The 16683-nt window shown below is 60.8% G+C and carries 17 protein-coding genes and 2 tRNA genes; 7 read left to right on the forward strand and 12 right to left on the reverse strand.

The window, feature by feature from the left end:
- Window positions 1-492: 492 nt before the first annotated feature.
- From H9627_RS10090 to H9627_RS10115, 6 genes are all read right to left on the reverse strand, one after another.
- Window positions 493-566: transfer RNA gene (locus H9627_RS10090), tRNA-Leu, on the reverse strand.
- Window positions 567-632: 66 nt separating this feature from the next.
- Window positions 633-1601: a Ppx/GppA phosphatase family protein gene (locus tag H9627_RS10095; RefSeq protein WP_191733918.1), complete on the reverse strand. Its 969-nt coding sequence runs from the start codon at window positions 1599-1601 to the stop codon at window positions 633-635.
- Window positions 1601-2155 carry a DUF501 domain-containing protein gene (locus tag H9627_RS10100; RefSeq protein WP_191733919.1) on the reverse strand — a complete coding sequence of 185 codons (555 nt, stop codon included), beginning with the start codon at window positions 2153-2155 and terminating at the stop codon, window positions 1601-1603. Before H9627_RS10100 ends, H9627_RS10095 begins: the two co-directional genes overlap by 1 nt.
- Before the next feature lie 35 nt (window positions 2156-2190).
- Window positions 2191-2748: a septum formation initiator family protein gene (locus tag H9627_RS10105; RefSeq protein ID WP_191733920.1), complete on the reverse strand. Its 558-nt coding sequence runs from the start codon at window positions 2746-2748 to the stop codon at window positions 2191-2193.
- Between the two features lie 129 nt (window positions 2749-2877).
- Window positions 2878-4155 (reverse strand): phosphopyruvate hydratase, encoded by a 1278-nt coding sequence (eno, locus tag H9627_RS10110; RefSeq protein WP_191733921.1) that lies wholly within the window; start codon window positions 4153-4155, stop codon window positions 2878-2880.
- A gap of 245 nt (window positions 4156-4400) precedes the next feature.
- Window positions 4401-5189 (reverse strand): lytic transglycosylase domain-containing protein, encoded by a 789-nt coding sequence (locus H9627_RS10115; RefSeq protein ID WP_191733922.1) that lies wholly within the window; start codon window positions 5187-5189, stop codon window positions 4401-4403.
- Window positions 5190-5373: 184 nt separating this feature from the next.
- Here H9627_RS10115 and H9627_RS10120 point away from each other — a divergent pair, with 184 nt between their 5' ends.
- The 3 genes from H9627_RS10120 (at window position 5374) to H9627_RS10130 (ending at window position 6698) form a co-directional block, all read left to right on the forward strand.
- Complete coding sequence (locus tag H9627_RS10120; RefSeq protein ID WP_191733923.1) at window positions 5374-5688, forward strand: hypothetical protein; 315 nt, start codon at window positions 5374-5376, stop codon at window positions 5686-5688.
- 137 nt (window positions 5689-5825) lie between these two features.
- Window positions 5826-6206, forward strand: coding sequence for a hypothetical protein (locus tag H9627_RS10125; RefSeq protein ID WP_191733924.1), 381 nt, complete (start codon window positions 5826-5828; stop codon window positions 6204-6206).
- 108 nt (window positions 6207-6314) lie between these two features.
- On the forward strand, window positions 6315-6698 hold the full coding sequence (locus tag H9627_RS10130) for a hypothetical protein (RefSeq protein ID WP_191733925.1): 384 nt from the start codon (window positions 6315-6317) through the stop codon (window positions 6696-6698).
- Here the strand turns inward: H9627_RS10130 and H9627_RS10135 are convergent.
- Both H9627_RS10135 and H9627_RS10140 read right to left on the reverse strand, forming a co-directional pair.
- The gene (locus H9627_RS10135; RefSeq protein ID WP_191733926.1) at window positions 6687-7286 is read right to left on the reverse strand and encodes a MazG nucleotide pyrophosphohydrolase domain-containing protein; all 600 of its coding nucleotides are present in this window, start codon (window positions 7284-7286) and stop codon (window positions 6687-6689) included. The two genes, H9627_RS10130 and H9627_RS10135, sit on opposite strands and share 12 nt — an antisense overlap.
- A gap of 11 nt (window positions 7287-7297) precedes the next feature.
- Window positions 7298-7567 carry an Rv0909 family putative TA system antitoxin gene (locus tag H9627_RS10140; RefSeq protein ID WP_191733927.1) on the reverse strand — a complete coding sequence of 90 codons (270 nt, stop codon included), beginning with the start codon at window positions 7565-7567 and terminating at the stop codon, window positions 7298-7300.
- A 94-nt stretch (window positions 7568-7661) separates the two neighbouring features.
- On the opposite strand from H9627_RS10140, the gene H9627_RS10145 reads away from it, so the two are divergent.
- From H9627_RS10145 to H9627_RS10155, 3 genes are read left to right on the forward strand one after another with little or no spacing between them, the layout of a single operon-like run.
- Window positions 7662-9158, forward strand: a complete 1497-nt coding sequence (locus tag H9627_RS10145) for an amino acid permease (RefSeq protein ID WP_191733928.1) — start codon at window positions 7662-7664, stop codon at window positions 9156-9158.
- 10 nt (window positions 9159-9168) lie between these two features.
- On the forward strand, window positions 9169-9438 hold the full coding sequence (locus H9627_RS10150; RefSeq protein ID WP_191733929.1) for a hypothetical protein: 270 nt from the start codon (window positions 9169-9171) through the stop codon (window positions 9436-9438).
- Window positions 9439-9798 (forward strand): hypothetical protein, encoded by a 360-nt coding sequence (locus H9627_RS10155; protein ID WP_191733930.1) that lies wholly within the window; start codon window positions 9439-9441, stop codon window positions 9796-9798.
- Here H9627_RS10155 and H9627_RS10160 read toward each other — a convergent pair.
- The 3 genes from H9627_RS10160 to H9627_RS10170 all read right to left on the reverse strand — a co-directional run bounded on the left by H9627_RS10160 (window position 9782) and on the right by H9627_RS10170 (window position 15479).
- The gene (locus H9627_RS10160; RefSeq protein ID WP_191733931.1) at window positions 9782-10861 is read right to left on the reverse strand and encodes an endonuclease NucS domain-containing protein; all 1080 of its coding nucleotides are present in this window, start codon (window positions 10859-10861) and stop codon (window positions 9782-9784) included. The two genes, H9627_RS10155 and H9627_RS10160, sit on opposite strands and share 17 nt — an antisense overlap.
- Before the next feature lie 251 nt (window positions 10862-11112).
- Window positions 11113-14757 carry a transcription-repair coupling factor gene (mfd, locus tag H9627_RS10165; protein ID WP_191734039.1) on the reverse strand — a complete coding sequence of 1215 codons (3645 nt, stop codon included), beginning with the start codon at window positions 14755-14757 and terminating at the stop codon, window positions 11113-11115.
- A 5-nt stretch (window positions 14758-14762) separates the two neighbouring features.
- Complete coding sequence (locus H9627_RS10170; protein ID WP_191733932.1) at window positions 14763-15479, reverse strand: TetR/AcrR family transcriptional regulator; 717 nt, start codon at window positions 15477-15479, stop codon at window positions 14763-14765.
- Window positions 15480-15610: 131 nt separating this feature from the next.
- On the opposite strand from H9627_RS10170, the gene H9627_RS10175 reads away from it, so the two are divergent.
- A tRNA-Gln gene (locus H9627_RS10175) sits at window positions 15611-15682 on the forward strand.
- A gap of 101 nt (window positions 15683-15783) precedes the next feature.
- On the opposite strand, the gene H9627_RS10180 is transcribed toward H9627_RS10175, so the two are convergent.
- Window positions 15784-16506 (reverse strand): hypothetical protein, encoded by a 723-nt coding sequence (locus H9627_RS10180; protein WP_191733933.1) that lies wholly within the window; start codon window positions 16504-16506, stop codon window positions 15784-15786.
- Between the last annotated feature and the right edge of the window lie 177 nt (window positions 16507-16683).

The following is a 16683-nucleotide window of genomic DNA, read 5'->3' on the forward strand; positions in this document are numbered from 1 at the left end:
GAAATTGGGTATGGCATGGACCCAACTATCAATAGTGCAGGCGAACCAGCCCCGAAGGGTTGGGTAAGGTAGAAGCTGTTACCACATCCTCAGAGCCCGCGGTCATCATTTGGCCGCGGGTTTTGTCATGCTTTGAGACCGCCCAGCAGTTTTCCTGACGGGGTTGGGTTCCTCACCCCCCCCCATCATGTTGCCGTGAGGCCCTCTCTCTCCGGTTGGGTTGGGCTGTTTTCATCACTGGGAAAGGACTGTTGCGAAGGTTTCACACGCGCGACCCCGGGTAGTGCTAGAGACAGAGAGGGCAAAAAACCGGGAAATGATCAGAGACAGCACCTGTACCCGCTTGGGAAAAGTGGTGGGACGTTCCACGCTCACGCGCGCATGGAGGTGCCCCGAACGTGCAGATTGAGTGAAGGAAAATAATAAGTGGAGACTTTTTGGAGAGTTACCTCCATCTAGTCTCCACTTCACCAGTCTTTACACTGGTCACTGTGCCCCCAGTGGGACTCGAACCCACACTGAATTGATTTTAAGTCAACCGCCTCTGCCGATTGGGCTATGGGGGCGCCGTACCAGCCGACACCAGAACATCATAGAACATGGCACCGGCCGGTCAGGTGAGAAGGGCCCGGTTAGGGTGACACGGCGCCGTATTCCTCCACGAGCCCCAGGATGAGGCCGTCGAGGATGTCTTTCTCCGAGATGACAATGGAGTTGACCCCGGCTTCACGGGCAGCCAGGTCGATGGCCCCCTGGACCACCACGGATCCACCGGCGATGACGTCGGCGCGACCCGGATCCACCACCGGGTTACTGGCCCGCTGTGCGGACGACTCCCGGATGATCTCGTCGGTGACCACCCGCAGGGCGTCGAAATTCAGCTCCGAGAGATGGATGGCCGCCCGGTCGTAGGATTCCAGTCCCTGCACCCACGCCGAGATGGTGGTGAAGGTACCGGCCACACCCACGAAGGTGTTCGCCTTGGAGATCGGCACGATGGCGCTGACATCCGCGATCCGTTCGGCGACATAATCGCGGGCGATCTCGACCTCGGTGGCGGTGGGGGGATCACTGCGCATGATGCGTTCGGTCAGACGGACACACCCCATCTGTGCGGAGTGGGAGCCGAGGATCTCACCGTCGTGGGTGCCCACGATGAATTCGGTGGAGCCACCGCCCAGGTCGATGACGCAGAACGGTCCCTGTGCGGGATCCAGATCGGCCACCGCACCACGGAAGGACAGCTGTGCCTCCTCCTCCCCGGTGATGACCTCCGCCTGGTATCCGGGGCGGATCCGGGAGAGCAGGACGCGGGTCATGGAGAAGAACGCATCGCGGTTGGCGGCATCACGGGTGGCGGCGGTGGCCACCATGCGTACCACCTGCACGCCTTCGGCCTCCATGAGCTCGACGTACTCGGTCAGCGCGACGCGGGTGCGTTCGATGGCCTCCGGATCAAGTTCCCCGGTGGCATCCACGCCCTGGCCCAGGCGCACAATCCTGTTCTCCCGGGTGATCTCCCGGAAACCATCTGCGGTCACCTCGGTGATGAGCAGACGGATGGAGTTGGTACCACAGTCCACCGCGGCGAAACGGGTCATCACAGTCCCCCCGCCCGGGAGAAATCGAAATCGGTCAGCTCAATGCCGAGGTCCGCGGTGGTCGGCCAGTCCTGTGGGATGGCGGTGCCACGCAGCTCACCGTGATCCGCGGCAAGTGCCACGGCCTCAGTGCCCAGACGGAAGTGGTCCGGCCCCTCCGCCAAGGCGTAGGCGATCAGGACATGCAGACACTTGACGCGATCGGGCATGCCACCACCGGAGAAATCGGTGCCCAGATCCTCGATCGCGTTGCGCTTGGCCAGGAAGTGGTCATGTGCCCGCTGGTAGTCGGCACGGAGGTCCTCATCGGTGTCGAGGCGATCCGTCATCCACTTCATCACATGTGCCACCTCGAGGCGGGAGGCCTCGGTGGTCAGGCGTGGATCGGTGAGGTAGTACAAGGTCGGGAACGGGGTACCGTCCTCCAACCTGGGTGCTGTCATCACAACACCGGGGGCTCCGTCCGGGCACCGGTAGGAGATCTCCAGAACTCCGCGGGGAGCCCTCCCCAGTTGTTCTTCGACCGCGAGAAGGTCTGCTTCAGATACACTCATGCGCTCTATTCTGTCATGAGTGTGCGAAGTCCTCCCTATTGCACCGTCTCCCCCTCAGGTACAGCGGGTTCACCGGTCCCGTTGTCCGGGATGACCGGATCCGCCGGTGGCGGCGGCAACTCATCGGGTTCCAGCAGCTCAGGTTCCGTGACCGACTCCCAGAGGGTCTCATACCAGGTGCCGCGGGGTTCCTGCTCCGTGCCGTCGGAGGTGACGGTCGCATCGTTCTCTAGAGCAGGGTCCAGGATGCGGAAGGCGGTCTCCCCCTCCTCGATGACACCGAGCCGCAGACGCGCCTGCTCACGGATATAGGCCTCCGAGCGGTACCGCTCCAACTCTCCGGTCAGGTCCTCGATCTGCTGCTGCTTGGCCAGAATGGATTCCTCGGTGCGGGCGATCTCCGCGCGCTGCTGGAAGTAGTTGCGCAGCGGGATCGCCACCGCGATGAGGATGAGCAACACCACCACAGCCAGGGCCACCACCCCCACCGCACCGAGCCGGAAAGGCGCGCGAGCAGCAGAAACAGTCTCAGGTGCACGATCTCTGCTGGAGACCGGAACAATGCCCCTGTGGGGTTTCTTCTGCTTCGCCATAATCAACGATCATAGTCCCACCCGTCACGCCAGCTGCTTTGCGACGCCCGAACATGCCCGGATACGACAACATCCCGCCACCTTTCAGGAGGTGACGGGATGCTGGGTTAGGGTTTCGTCGACAAGCGTCTAGCCCTGGAAACGCGGGAACGCGGAACGTCCGGCGTAGACGCCGGCGTCGCCCAACAGCTGCTCGATGCGCAGGAGCTGGTTGTACTTAGCCACACGGTCGGAACGTGCCGGTGCACCGGTCTTGATCTGGCCGCAGTTCAGGGCGACAGCCAGGTCGGCGATGGTGGTGTCCTCGGTCTCACCGGAACGGTGGGACATCATGGAGGTGTAACCCGCGCGGTGCGCCATGTCGACGGCGTCGAAGGTCTCGGTGAGGGTACCGATCTGGTTGACCTTGACCAGGATGGAGTTGGCGGCCTTCTTGGCGATGCCCTCCTTCAGACGGGTCGGGTTGGTGACGAAGAAGTCATCGCCGACGATCTGAACCTTGTCACCGATCTGAGCGGTCAGTGCGACGTAACCATCCCAGTCGTCCTCCTGCAGCGGATCCTCGATGGAGACGATCGGGTACTCGTCGACCAGCTCGGCGTAGACGTTCGCCATCTCCTCGGCGGTGTGCTCGCCACCCTCGAAGTGGTACTTGCCGTCCTTGAAGAACTCGGAGGACGCAACGTCCAGTGCCAGGGCGATGTCCTTGCCCGGCTCGAAACCGGCCTTCTTGATGGCCTCGACGATGAGGTCGAGGGCAGCCTTGGTGGAGTCGACGGACGGAGCGAAACCGCCCTCATCGCCCAGGCCGGTGGACAGGCCCTGGTCCTTGATGACGGACTTCAGTGCGTGGTAGACCTCGGCGCCTGCGCGCAGGGCCTCGGAGAAGGAGTCGAAGCCGATCGGGGCGATCATGAACTCCTGGACATCCACACCGGAGTCGGCGTGTGCGCCACCGTTGATGATGTTCATCATCGGAACTGGGAGAACATGGGCGTTTGGTCCACCGATGTAGCGGAACAGTGGCAGGCCAGCGGAGTCAGCAGCGGCCTTGGCCACAGCCATGGAGACTCCGAGGATGGCGTTGGCGCCCAGGCGGGACTTGTTCTCGGTGCCGTCCAGCTTGATCATGGCCTCATCGATGAGGCGCTGATCGTCGGCCTCCAGGCCAGCCAGCTCGTCGCCGATCTCCTCGTTGACGTTCTCAACAGCCTTGAGAACACCCTTACCCAGGTAACGATCGCCGCCGTCACGCAGCTCATGAGCCTCGTGGACACCGGTGGACGCTCCGGAGGGAACGCCGGCAACGCCGTGGGAACCGTCATCCAGGAAAACCTCCGCCTCAACGGTGGGATTTCCGCGGGAATCCATGATCTCGCGAGCAAATACGTGCATGATTTCAGCCACTGTGGCCTCCTATGCCAACTTGGGAACTAACCAGATATGTTCACGCGACAAAAGGAACCAGGGCGGCGGCATGCACCGGAATGGACCATCAGTCACGTCTGGGTCCAATTGTTACACGAATTTCCTTTTCGTGACGCAAAGGGATCAGATTCATCGCAGTGTCATGGCTGAAATGGGGTTTTTGGGTGCGTGGGGCGTCACAATCGGGGTTACGGGAAGGGCTGAAAGTCGCCTGGGACGCGGGTTCAGATCACCGGTTGGCGCAGTGCGTAGGAGGCCGCCGCATCACGGACATTGATGAGATACTCGGTCGACCTGTTATAGGCGTACAGCGCCGTGGTCCACCCTTCCGCAGCCGTGAGGTTGCCACCCGTCTTACACAGCAGGTGCGCGGCGCTCAGCGCCGCATCATCGATCTGGTGCGGATCGGCGTACCCATCCCCGCTGGCATCCCGGCCGTAGCGTTTCCAGGATTCCGGGATGAACTGCATGGGACCCACCGCCCGGTCATACTCGGTATCCCCGTCGTATTTGCCGTCATCGGTGTCCTGGATGCGGGCAACCCCCGGGGAACCATCAAGCGCAATGCCGATGATCGGCGGGTTGGCCACACCGTTCTCATCGAGCGAACTGCCGCCGAACATCTTCCCGTTGTAGGTGCCGTGACGGGTTTCCACATATCCGATGCCCGCCAGGGTCGTCCAGGCGATACCGCACTCCGGCCATGCCTCCGCGGCGATCAGGGCGGCATTGCCATAGGCCGCGATGGCCTGGGAGGACACCCCGGTATCCGCGGCGATGGGATCAGCCCAGTACGTCAGATGTTGGGAGGTGCGTCCGTCAGCGTGGATGTCGATGGAGGGCACCGGCTCCCCCGCCGCCGGAGGGACATTGTCCGGGATCGGCTGCAACTGGCGGATCGGGGCGGCCCCATCCATGAAACTCAACGCCCATCCCACAAACGAGATGACCATGATGACAGCCAGAACCGCCCCACAACCACATCCAGCCGCCTTTTTTGCCCCAGAACTCATGAGTAGCGATAGTACCGTTCGCAGCCCACAGAGCCTCATTGTTGGAAGTCAAGCGGCATTTATGCATTATCAGCAGAGTTTCTTGCTGTGTTAATTGATGAAAAAACAGTTTTATGTGGGCCGCGCCACAGGTACACTTGCTTAAGAACAGATAAGAATCCGCATCGAAAAGGAGTATTTCATCATGAAGATCTCAACTCGCATCGCTGCCATCAGTGCATCTGCATTCCTGGCAATGTCCGCTTTCTCTGCACCTGCAATCGCCGCAGAAGAGGATCCAAGCGCTTTCGAGTGTGGAGCGCTCGAGCTCTTCCTGAAGGCCCAGGGCCTGCCTGAAGAGAACATGCGCAACACCGAGCTCTCTGACGCCCTTGAAGAGAAGGGCTACAACGCCAAGACCGCCTCCAAGACCGCCGACACGGCTGAGGACTGCGGCCTGGTCAAGCCGGACACCATTTTCACCAACATCAGCTCCACCTTCGCAGGCCTGTCTTCCTAAGACAGACCTCAGCAGGAAACCAACCCCGCCTGCCACAAACGCCACATGAGTCACATCCATCACATATGATGTGTCGCGTGTGGCGTTTATGCGTTTCACAGCTTTGCCCCTCCCCTCGTTATTTTTAAAGGAAACTCATGAAGATTCGTCGTACCCTCACCATCGCTGCAGCAACCATCGCCCTGACCGCAGGCCTCACCCCGGCAGCTTCTGCCCAGGGACTGGGAGACCTGCTCGGAGGCGCTAATGAAATCATCGATAACCTCGATTGCAACCTTCTGCGTGAAGGCCTCACCCGTAGCGGACTGGTCACCTCAGAAACCACCCGCGCTGAACTGGCAGCAAGCCTGAAGAACACCGCAAATCTTGGCGAGGTTGATGTCTCTCTCAGCCTTCTGGGCAACGTCTACTCTGACCGCCTCGCCAACCGCGCACTGACCTGTGATATCGTCAAGGCTGACCCACAGCAGGACATCTTCGCTCAGCTGCAGACCATCTCCAGCAACCTGTCCTCATAGGAATATCCCGGCAACGGGCATTCATCTGCCGCATCTGTCTCATCCGCATGGATGGGCGCGGTGTGGCATTTTTCTGTTATCCCCCACTGATCCTCTGAGGACCCGCTGATGAAGAAGCGCCACTCACGCCTTGCTCTGACACTCACCCTGGGTGCCACCCTCACACTCACCGCGACGTTCACTCCGGCCACCGCCTATCCCGAAGGGCCTACCTCAAGGGTGGATAATATCCATTGTTCCAGCCTCCATGGAGGACTGGCAGAAAATGGCCTGCCCCGCCCCAATATGACACGTTCTGATCTCGCAGAAGCACTGAACACCACCTCCAACCTCGGTGATATCAGCTACCTGCTGGAAGGAATCAGTGGCCACAACTACGCCGGACGTCTCGCAGACCGGGCTGTAGCCTGTGGCATCGTGTGGAAGGATCCACAGGAGCCCCTCCCCGCCATCAGAGGTTTCCAGCTACTGAGCCAACTGCTATCTTCCTGATGATTCCTGCTCCCGAGCCTTCCCCTCAGCCCAGAGCCGCTCCTGCTCCTCGGTGTCAATGACACCTTCGGTGCCATCAAAAAGATAGGGCGAACGGGAACGCATCTTGGCCACAAAGCTGGCGGCAACATCAGTGAAGTCCCATGCTCCCCGGCGCGCGGCGATCTCCGCATGGAACAACACCTGCAGGAGAACATCACCCAGTTCCTTGAGCAGTTCTTCCTCCGGGGCATCTGTTTCCACGGCTTCGATGAATTCCTCAGATTCCTCGCGGAGGTACGGGATGAGGGAGTGGTGGGTTTGGGACTGTTCCCACTCCCCCTGTGCCAGGGCACGCTGCATGACCTCGATGGCTTCAGCCACGTGGGTGCGGCGGGCGTCGATAAGCATGCCTGGGCGTGCAGTGGAAGGGTCTGCGGTGATGAACCACCGTGCCCCGGCGTCAATGGTGATGCCCCAGGATGCAAAATCGACTCCCACGGAGTCGTCCACCTCCACGCTGTCCCCCCGACGCAGTGTGGCGTCGAGGAGTTCAGCGGGCAGGACGGGATCGTGGGAGTCGATGAGGACGGTGATGTTATCGGCCATAGGCCAATAGTTTAGGCGTTGCCTGGCTCCCTGCCTGGCTCAGCGTGTGGTTCCTGGCCCGGTTCATTCTGCTCAGGGTTTGGCTGGTTGCCATCATTATTGTTACCAACACGCTCATCCAGGGTGTCGCGAACACGGTCGATATGATCCGACTTCCCCTCACCCAGACGGGCCTTGGCAGCATCAGCAGCACGGTCCAGGAGTGCATCTGACTGCTGCTCGCCCTTATCGGTGTTGAGGAACTCGGTTGCCTTGTTCTTGGCATTGTCAAAAATACCCATGTGCTTTCACATCCCTGTGTTTCGTACTTAGTCAGTTCCCCCGCCAGGATACGCAAAGTTCGATAAACCTGTCAGGGTGGTTTAGTTTTATCTAATGCTCAATGACACCACCGCGCCGGAGGCCACAAGCCACACCGTTCCCATGCGCACCCTCATCGCCCTGATCGTCGGATCGATGGTCGGTGCAGGAATTTTCTCACTTCCCCAAAACATCGGATCGGTCGCAGCACCCGGCACCATGCTGATCGGTTGGGTCATCGCTGGCTTTGGCATGATGTCCGTGGCCTTCGTCTTCCACGTACTGGCCCGGCGGAAACCACACCTGGATTCCGGTGTGTATTCCTATGCACGCGTGGGCCTGGGCGACTTCGTGGGCTTCTGCTCCGCCTGGGGCTATTGGTTGGGTTCTGTCATCGCCCAGGTGGGTTACGCCACCTTGTTCTTCAGCACCCTGGGCCATTATGTTCCGCTGTTCTCAGCGGACAATCCGGTGATCTCAGCACTCGCGGTGAGTGTCCTGACCTGGCTGATCTTCGCGGTGGTGGCCAGTGGTGTCAAACAGGCCGCCTTCCTGACAACGGTGACCACCGTGGTGAAGATTCTGCCGCTGCTGGCCTTCATCATCCTGGTGGCTTTCCTCGGTTTCAGCTGGGATAAGTTCACCATTGATTTCTGGGGCACCGGCGCTGATAGCACCGTGGGCTCGGTGTTTGATCAGCTCAAGGCGATCATGGTGTTCACGGTGTGGGTGTTCATCGGTGTTGAGGGTGCCTCGGTCTACTCCCGCCAGGCACGTTCCCGCAAGGACATCAGTCGCGCCACCATCATCGGATTCTTCTCCGTATTGGTGCTGCTGGTGACCATCTCATCCCTGAGCTACGGTGTGCTCACCCAGCAGGAACTGGCGGTGCTGCCGGATAACTCCATGGCTTCTGTCCTGGAAGCTGTGGTCGGTGACTGGGGTGCGGCGTTGATCTCCGCTGGCCTGTGCCTGTCGGTGCTGGGTGCCTATGTGTCCTGGCAGATGCTGTGTGCCGAACCGCTGGCGCTGATGGCTGCAGACGGCCTGATCCCCTCCAAGGTTGGTGCCATCAACTCTCGTGGCGCTGCCTGGATGGCGCAGTTGATCTCCACCATCGTGATCCAGATCTTCATCGTGATCTTCTTCCTCAACGAGACCACCTATGTGTCCATGGTGCAACTGGCCACCGTGCTCTACCTGGTGCCCTATTTCTTTGCAGCGCTCTACCTGGTTGCGCTGGCCACCCGCGGCCGCGGCATCAGCCACCCCCATGCCGGCAAGCTTTTCGACGACTCCGGCCCCACCATCCCTGTGGCGGAAAATAGGCGCCACGCCCTCGTCGGCATCGTGGCCACCGTGTATTCCATCTGGCTCTTCTACGCAGCTGACCCCAAGTACCTGCTCTTCGGTGCCATCGCCCTGCTCCCCGGTCTGATCCCCTATGTGTTAACCCGCATGCACCGCAATGAAAAGATCTTCAACACCTTCGAATACGGCGTGCTGGTCCTGCTGGTGATCGCTGCCGGCTTCGGACTCTTTGGCCTGATCGGTGGCGGGCTGACGCTCTAAGCTTGGGCGCATGAAAGAAACAGAGGTCATCACACTGGAGATCGGTCCTGTCCTCTTCGAATCCTCCACGAGATCCACGGAGGTCAAGAGACTGGACGGGGACAATATTCCAGGACAGGGATCTGGTATCGGCAGCATGGACCTGCCCTTGAAGCAATTCCGAGATACCCTTGATCCTGCACTACGCAGGTCTGTTGCTGATGAACTCTTCTACCGGGTGTCACTGGACCCACGGCACGCAGACAGGGTTGAAGACTACAAAAACCAGCTGGTGCACTGATTGGGTGGCCACATCGTCAACGGCGAGGTCACTCACACCAGTTTGGAATTCGGGCGCGTGGTGTTGGAATCATTCCACAACCGCACTCATTCCTTCATTTATGCAGATCCCGCCGCTACCTGGTCTTATTCTGGCCAGCTTGACGCCAACCTACCACTGGATCAGGCACGTCTGGAATGGAGTTCTGATCAAAAATTCACCTATGCACGACAGGTTTTTGATGACTCCGAAGAACAGTTTTTCGGCGGCCACGGAGCTCTCAAAAAAATCCTAGATGTGGAATATCCCGGTGGGTCTGAATTGGCACACATGGAGTTACTGAAGTGGTTGCACTCTGATCCAGTCACGAATCAAGATTAAACGCCTTGCTCACCTGTTCAATGGTGAACTGCTGGCGGAGTTTGGTCACTGAGTTCTGGTTGGCGAACATCCCCCTCTTCCAGAAGGCTGCTTCCCGCGGGACCGTATGAACCCACTTCACCGGAACAACCCACTCAGCCAACTCATCACCGGGCCCATAGTGATAGCTCCCCTGGAGTGTCTGCCCCTTCAATGACTGTTCCACCCCGTCGATGTTGACCCGCGCACGATCAAAGATTTCGGCAGGTCCAATCACTATCCCAACCCCTACGTATCCGGCTTTGGGGATGTTGACAAAGATGCGTGCTTCCGGTTTCAGGTTCTTCACTGTCCGTGAGTACCACTCCCCACCACCAGCGGAGATGAAGCCATATTTCCGGGCATCAGACCAGTTCCTGCCGGTGGGGTCATCACCGAAGGATACATACCAATCTGTACCATTCCAGGTTTCCCTGGTCTTCTTCTTGCCACCCGTCCCGACTGCAGGCGTCACCCCTTCATGATCGACAAGCCAGGTCCTGGCCAGGTAGTTGGAGCCCTGGTCGGTGAAATGCCGGAAGAATACAACATTGATGGGGACGGTGAAGTTCTCATTCAAGAAACGGACGATTCGCTCCGTTGCCGGATCAATGTGGGAGGCCACGATCGTGAACACCTGCTCAGCGTTGACCTCCTCCGGCAGGGTGTCATTGAATGTGGTGTCGAAGGCCTCCTCCAGAGCCAGACCCGGACGGTAGGCCTCAAACATCGCCTTGATCTGGTCACGGCTCTGGGTTGCCACCCAGGAACCATAATCCAAGGTCTGCGCGGTGACGTCACGGGGCGTCTTGTCACGCTTGAGCTCGATGACATGAACCGCTGCCGACTCATCCAGGGCGAGCAAATCAATGAATCCACCATGTGCCGTCTGAACCTGCCGGCCAATGATGAGCAATTTCTTGCCCAGGATATCGGGGTCAGACTCAATGAAATCCTCCAGCTGGGATTCCAACCCCACCGACGTGGGCGCAATCCTCACCAGTTTATTGCCCTCGGTACGCCACAGGCCCATCTCCAATGTCATATTGCAGTTCCCTCACACTAGTGATCAAGCAGTTTCTCCACATTAACAAGGGATGGGCTTCTCCCAGCGGCTTTCACAGCACCCTCCGGCGTACATTTGTGGAACTTGGTGAAACCCATCCTGAGGTTATGCACATGTGAAGCCCTTAAAGTTCCACCAATGTACAACCAGCCCAGGAGCAAAGCCCTCCCTGACGCATCCCGACATTAGGGGGGTACTTCAGAAAGGGCTTTTGCCATATGGGACAGCATCTACTGCCCCACTGAGATCACACCGGACTTCTTCTTGCCCTGTCCGGCGCGTGGGCCACGGACATCGACTTCATCCACGTCGAACATCTTGGTGATGAAGTCTGCCACCCACTGCAGCAGATCCACATCACGCAACAGGGGGTCGGTGACGTTGCGGCCGGCCTTGGGGAAGGACACCTGGATCGCCTTCGCCGCGGCCCGGTAGGTGGCACTCGGGAACAGGCGTTTGAGGCGCACCTGCTGGGAGTCCTTCAGGTCCACCGGGTGGATCTTGATGCGGGTGCCCTGCACGGCCACATCGGTCAGCCCGGCGGCACGCAGCTGGTGACGCAGGCGGGCCACGGCCAGCAGGCGGGAGACCTCCTCCGGGATCGGACCATAGCGGTCCTCCATCTCCTCCACCGCCAGCTGCAGGTCCGACTCTGATTCAGAGGTGGCCAGTTTGCGGTAGATCTCCAGACGCAGGCGCTCGGAGTTGATGTAGCTTTCCGGGATGTGGGCATCCACGGGCAGATCAACACGGACCTCAGTGGGTCCCTTGACGGTGCCGTCGACAGGCTTGCCGTCCGCCAGGGCGCGGTAGGCCTCCACCGCCTCGCCGACGAGACGGACGTAGAGATCAAAGCCCACGCCTGCGATGTGGCCGGACTGCTCCGCGCCCAAGACGTTGCCGGCACCGCGCATCTCCAGGTCCTTCATGGCCACAGCCATGCCGGCACCCAGGTCATTGTTCTGGGCGATGGTGGCCAGACGGTCGTAGCTGGTTTCAGTCAGCGTGGCACCCTTGGGGTACAGGAAGTAGGCATACCCGCGTTCACGGGAACGACCCACGCGACCGCGCAGCTGGTGCAGCTGGGACAGACCCATGTGGTGGGCGTTCTCCACGATCAGGGTGTTGGCGTTGGCGATGTCCAGGCCGGTCTCGACGATGGTGGTACAGACCAGCACGTCATATTCACGGTCCCAGAATCCCTGGACGGTCTGCTCGAGCAGTTCCTCACTCATCTGCCCGTGGGCCACCACCACGCGCGCCTCGGGAACCAGGTCACGCAGCTCGCGGGCCTTCTTCTCGATGTCCGCGACCTTGTTGTGGATGAAGAACACCTGGCCGTCACGCAGCAGCTCACGACGGATCGACGCCGCCACCTGCTTGTCCTCATAGGGGCCGACGTAGGTGAGGATCGGGTGACGGTCCTCCGGCGGGGTGAGCATGGTGGTCATCTCTCGGATACCCGCCATGGACATCTCCAGGGTTCGTGGGATCGGGGTGGCGGACATGGTCAGCACATCCACGTGACTGCGCAGCGCCTTGATGTGTTCCTTGTGTTCCACACCGAACCGCTGCTCCTCATCCACAATGACCAGGCCCAGGTTCTTCCAGTGCACACCGGTCTGCAGGAGGCGGTGGGTGCCCACCACGATGTCCACCTCACCTGAGGCGAGGCCAGCCAGGGTCTCCTTCGATTCCGCCGTGGAGGTGAACCGGGACAGTCCGTGGATGGTCACGGGGAAACCTGCCATGCGTTCCTTGAAGGTGGATTCATGCTGCTGCGCGAGCAGGGTCGTGGGTACCAGCACCGCGACCTGCTTGCCGTCCTGCACGGCCTTGAAGGCCGCACGCACCGCCACCTCGGTCTTGCCGTAACCGACATCGCCGACGATCACGCGGTCCATGGGCACGGGTTTTTCCATGTCCTCCTTGACCGCGTCGATGGCCAGCATCTGGTCCTCGGTCTCCACGTAGGGGAAGTTGTCCTCCATCTCCTTCTGCCAGGGGCTGTCGGGGCCGAAGGCATGACCCGGCGCGGCCTGTCGCTTGGCGTAGAGCTCCACCAGTTCCCCGGCGATCTCCCGGACCGCGGCGCGGGCCTTCTTCTTGGTGTTCTTCCAGTCGGAGCCACCCATCTTGGACAGCGTCGGCTTCTCGCCGCCGACGTACCTGCTGAGCATGTCGAGGGAATCCATCGGCACATACAGCTGGTCACCGGGCTGCCCGCGCTTGGACGGGGCGTATTCCAGGACGATGTACTCCCGGCGCGAGGTCTCATCGCCGGAGGAGATGGTGCGTTCGGTCATCTTGATGAACCGGCCGATGCCGTGGGTTTCATGGACCACCAGATCGCCCGGGGTCAGCGCCAGCGGATCGACCTTGTTGCGTCGACGTGCGGGACGCCTCTTGGCACCGGCGATATCCCCGACGCGGTTGCCGGTGAGGTCGGTTTCGGTGATGACCACCAGCGGCAGCGCATCGGCGTCGCGGTGTTTGCGTACCTTCGGGAACACCAGACCGGCGTGGCTGAGCGCGTGGTACAGCGTCACCTGTCCGGGGCTGGGCTCCCAGCCTGGTGTGGCCACATGGGTGGGGATACCCTGCTCGGCGAAGCGCTCCACCATGCGTTTGATCGCACCCTCGGTCGGGGCGATGAACGCCGCGCGTCCACCGGCCCTGGTGTGCGCCAGCAGCAGCGCCATCATCTCATTGATGGCCTCCAGATCACCACGCGGGGTGGGGCCGGGCTCGAAATCCAGGGGCAGCGTCTCCGCGTCCGACGCCTCGAACATCCCGGTCGGGGCGAAGGTCCACCAGGGCAGCTTGCTTGTCGACGCCGATACCTCCAGCGATTCATAGCTGCGGTAGGAAGATGCCTCCAGATCCAGTCCCTTGACGGAGACCGGGCCATCCGCCCCCATGGCTGCGGCCTCCCAACCGGCGGCCATGAACTCCGCATCCGTGGCCTCAAGATCCGCGATGCGGGTGCGGACCTTTTCCGGGGCGATGACCATGATGTGGGTGTTCTCCGGCATCAGCTCCAGCAGCGGCACCATCGGGGTGTCCACCAGAGCCGGGATCAGGGCCTCCATGCCGTCGACATCCGTGCGGTCGGAGATACGGGACAACATCTCCACCAGCGTCGGGTTGCCGGGGTGTTTGACCATCAGCTCCCCGGCGCGGGCGGCCACCGCATCGGTGATGAGCAGTTCACGCGCCGGGTAGATCTCGATCTCATCCAGGGTCATCTCCGGGATGGTGCGCTGATCGGCGACGGAGAACTGGCGGATGTCGGAGACCTCGTCGCCCCAGAACTCGATGCGGACGGGATAGTCGAGGGTGGTCGGGAAGACATCGAGGATGCCACCGCGGGTGGCGAACTCCCCACGCTTGGCCACCATGTCCACATTCTTGTAGGCACGGAAGACCAGTTCCTCGCTCAGGGCGGAGAAGTCTGCTTCTGCCCCCTCCTTCAGGATGAGGGGCCTGCGTCCCTCTGCCTCCTTGAGAACAGGTTGGCAGAACGCGCGGGCAGCGGTGACGATGATCTGTGCGTCGTCAAGCTTGTTGAGCACCTGCGCGCGCCGACCCACAATGTCCACGCCGGGGGACAGACGCTCATGCGGGAGCGTCTCCCAGGACGGGAACCAGGCGACCTTGTCGCCCATCATCGCGCGCAGCTCCGCGGTGAGATCCTCCGCCTCACGGCCGGTGGCCGTGACCACCAGCACGGGTGCATGATGCGCCAGCGTGCCGATCACCCAGGGACGTGCCTGATCCACACCCGTGAGATGCAGATTGCGTGCGCCCACATTCGAGATCATGCCCTTCAGCTTGGGATCTGTGGCCGCGACCTTCAACAGGCCGGCGAGCATCGGTGTCACTCTCGGATCTCCTTCACGGTGTTCACAGTATTCACGGTGTTCGTGCCATCATTTTTCTCTTTGCCCAGAATCGCCCCGACGGGGCTGCTCTCCTCAGAGAGCGTGGGGTTGATCTCCATGCCGGCCAGGCCATTCCAACAGAGGTTGACGATATGCGCCGCCACCTCCTCCTTGCTGGGATGACGCTGATCCAACCACCACTGGGCAGTCATGGACACCATCCCCACCAACGCCTGCCCGTAGAGGATCGCGTACTGCGGATCCAACCCGGACCGGGTGAACGCCCGACCAAGGATATGCGACACCTGCGTGGTGGCGTCATTGAGCAGGGTCCCGTAGGTGCGCTCCCGACCGGACTCCTCATCCCGCACACCCGGGTTCATGTCACGGACCAGGATGAGAAACCCATCGGTCTCATCCTCCACATAGGTCAGCAGAGCGAGTACCGCCTGTTCAATGCGGTGCCGGGACCGCCCCTGCGCCAGGGACTGGGTGATCGCCGTCTCCAGCTTCACCATCTCACGCTCCACGACCACCGCGTAGAGCCCCTCCTTGCCCCCGAAGTGCTCATAGATCACCGGCTTGGACACCTTCGCGCGGACAGCAATCTCCTCCACGCTGGCGCCGTCGAATCCGCGTTCCGCGAATAACGCACGCCCGATGGAGATTAACTGTTCCCGGCGTTCCTGCCCGGTCATCCGCTGTCGAACCATGATCTCCAGACTATCCCAGCCCAGTCCACCCCGATAATTGGAACCACGATGCAATTGTGTAATATCTAGCGGTGCGGTCTATGTTCCGTATTCACGTGCATACCCCCGCATTTCTGTATATTTCGCAGCATTTCCCCATGGTGTAATTGGCAACACAGCGGTTTTTGGTACCGTCGTTCAAGGTTCGAGTCCTTGTGGGGAAGCTTTCATTTCGTGTTCTTGGGACACGGACGCACAACACCCGTCCAGCCGGTAGAAGATTCACTCCGGGTGGGCGGGTGTTGTGCGTCCCTGGGGCGTCTATCTAACGCACCTGGGTATCCTGGGCGACCTCCGCGAAGAGGTCCTCGTAGATCCCCAGGAGCTCATCGCGCTGGGCATCGGTCATCGGCTCGAAGGGATCGGTCTGGGAGTCAACGGTGGAGATGTGGCTACCGACCACCTCACCGTTCTTGACCGCGACCACCAGCGGGACGTAGATCCGGCGCTGTTCGGGATCATCCAGGCCCTCATACTCAGGGGCGGCATCCCCCAGCTCGGCGAGGATCTCGGAGTAGCCCTCGGTGCCAGGTTCCTCCTCCACAATGTTGCCGTCCGCATCCAGGGTCCGGACATCACGGATCTCGGAGACATTCAGGTAGTGGATCTGGCCGATGTCGGTGTTCTTACCTGCCTCATCCATCACCGGCATGGCCGCACGGCACCACGGGCACTCCGGGAAACCGAAGTACAACACGCCGGTGCCCTGCTGCAGCATCACCACCGCCTCGTCCTCGGTGATGGTGGAGAAGACGTGATCATCGGTTAAAGAAACGTCCAGGTACTCCTGACCATCCGGGGTGGTGCTTCCGTTGAGTGCCGCGTACTCCTCCCTCACCTCCGGATCACCTGCGCCGGTGACGGAGGCTGTCTCCGTGGCCGGATCCGTCTCCTCCTCGGCGGAGGAACAACCACTCAGCACCAACACCGAGGCGAGCAGGGCTGCGAAGAGGATGAAACCGGTGGACCGTGAATTGAGCCGGGGCATGGACAGGTTCCTGGACGATGCGTGCACAGCGGATCCCTTCGGGACGATGACAGTTAACGATGACAGTTACGGGCACCAGCCTATTCACTTCATAGGGCGTGTGCTGCCCATTCGTCGAACCCGGAAAACAACAACCACCCGTCCGCCTGCTCTGTGAAAGCAGGTGGACGGGTGGTT

Origin of the sequence: Corynebacterium gallinarum, assembly GCF_014837045.1 — a bacterium.
Classification (GTDB): domain Bacteria; phylum Actinomycetota; class Actinomycetes; order Mycobacteriales; family Mycobacteriaceae; genus Corynebacterium; species Corynebacterium gallinarum.

Excerpts from the sequence above, each read along its gene's own strand:
- H9627_RS10095 (WP_191733918.1), bottom strand. The coding sequence starts at position 1,601 with ATGACCCGTTTCGCCGCGGTGGACTGTGGTACCAACTCCATCCGTCTG.
- H9627_RS10100 (WP_191733919.1), bottom strand. The coding sequence starts at position 2,155 with ATGAGTGTATCTGAAGCAGACCTTCTCGCGGTCGAAGAACAACTGGGG.
- H9627_RS10105 (WP_191733920.1), bottom strand. The coding sequence starts at position 2,748 with ATGGCGAAGCAGAAGAAACCCCACAGGGGCATTGTTCCGGTCTCCAGC.
- H9627_RS10115 (WP_191733922.1), bottom strand. The coding sequence starts at position 5,189 with ATGAGTTCTGGGGCAAAAAAGGCGGCTGGATGTGGTTGTGGGGCGGTT.
- H9627_RS10120 (WP_191733923.1), top strand. The coding sequence starts at position 5,374 with ATGAAGATCTCAACTCGCATCGCTGCCATCAGTGCATCTGCATTCCTG.
- H9627_RS10125 (WP_191733924.1), top strand. The coding sequence starts at position 5,826 with ATGAAGATTCGTCGTACCCTCACCATCGCTGCAGCAACCATCGCCCTG.
- H9627_RS10130 (WP_191733925.1), top strand. The coding sequence starts at position 6,315 with ATGAAGAAGCGCCACTCACGCCTTGCTCTGACACTCACCCTGGGTGCC.
- H9627_RS10135 (WP_191733926.1), bottom strand. The coding sequence starts at position 7,286 with ATGGCCGATAACATCACCGTCCTCATCGACTCCCACGATCCCGTCCTG.
- H9627_RS10140 (WP_191733927.1), bottom strand. The coding sequence starts at position 7,567 with ATGGGTATTTTTGACAATGCCAAGAACAAGGCAACCGAGTTCCTCAAC.
- H9627_RS10145 (WP_191733928.1), top strand. The coding sequence starts at position 7,662 with ATGCTCAATGACACCACCGCGCCGGAGGCCACAAGCCACACCGTTCCC.
- H9627_RS10150 (WP_191733929.1), top strand. The coding sequence starts at position 9,169 with ATGAAAGAAACAGAGGTCATCACACTGGAGATCGGTCCTGTCCTCTTC.
- H9627_RS10160 (WP_191733931.1), bottom strand. The coding sequence starts at position 10,861 with ATGACATTGGAGATGGGCCTGTGGCGTACCGAGGGCAATAAACTGGTG.
- mfd (WP_191734039.1), bottom strand. The coding sequence starts at position 14,757 with ATGCTCGCCGGCCTGTTGAAGGTCGCGGCCACAGATCCCAAGCTGAAG.
- H9627_RS10170 (WP_191733932.1), bottom strand. The coding sequence starts at position 15,479 with ATGGTTCGACAGCGGATGACCGGGCAGGAACGCCGGGAACAGTTAATC.
- H9627_RS10180 (WP_191733933.1), bottom strand. The coding sequence starts at position 16,506 with ATGCCCCGGCTCAATTCACGGTCCACCGGTTTCATCCTCTTCGCAGCC.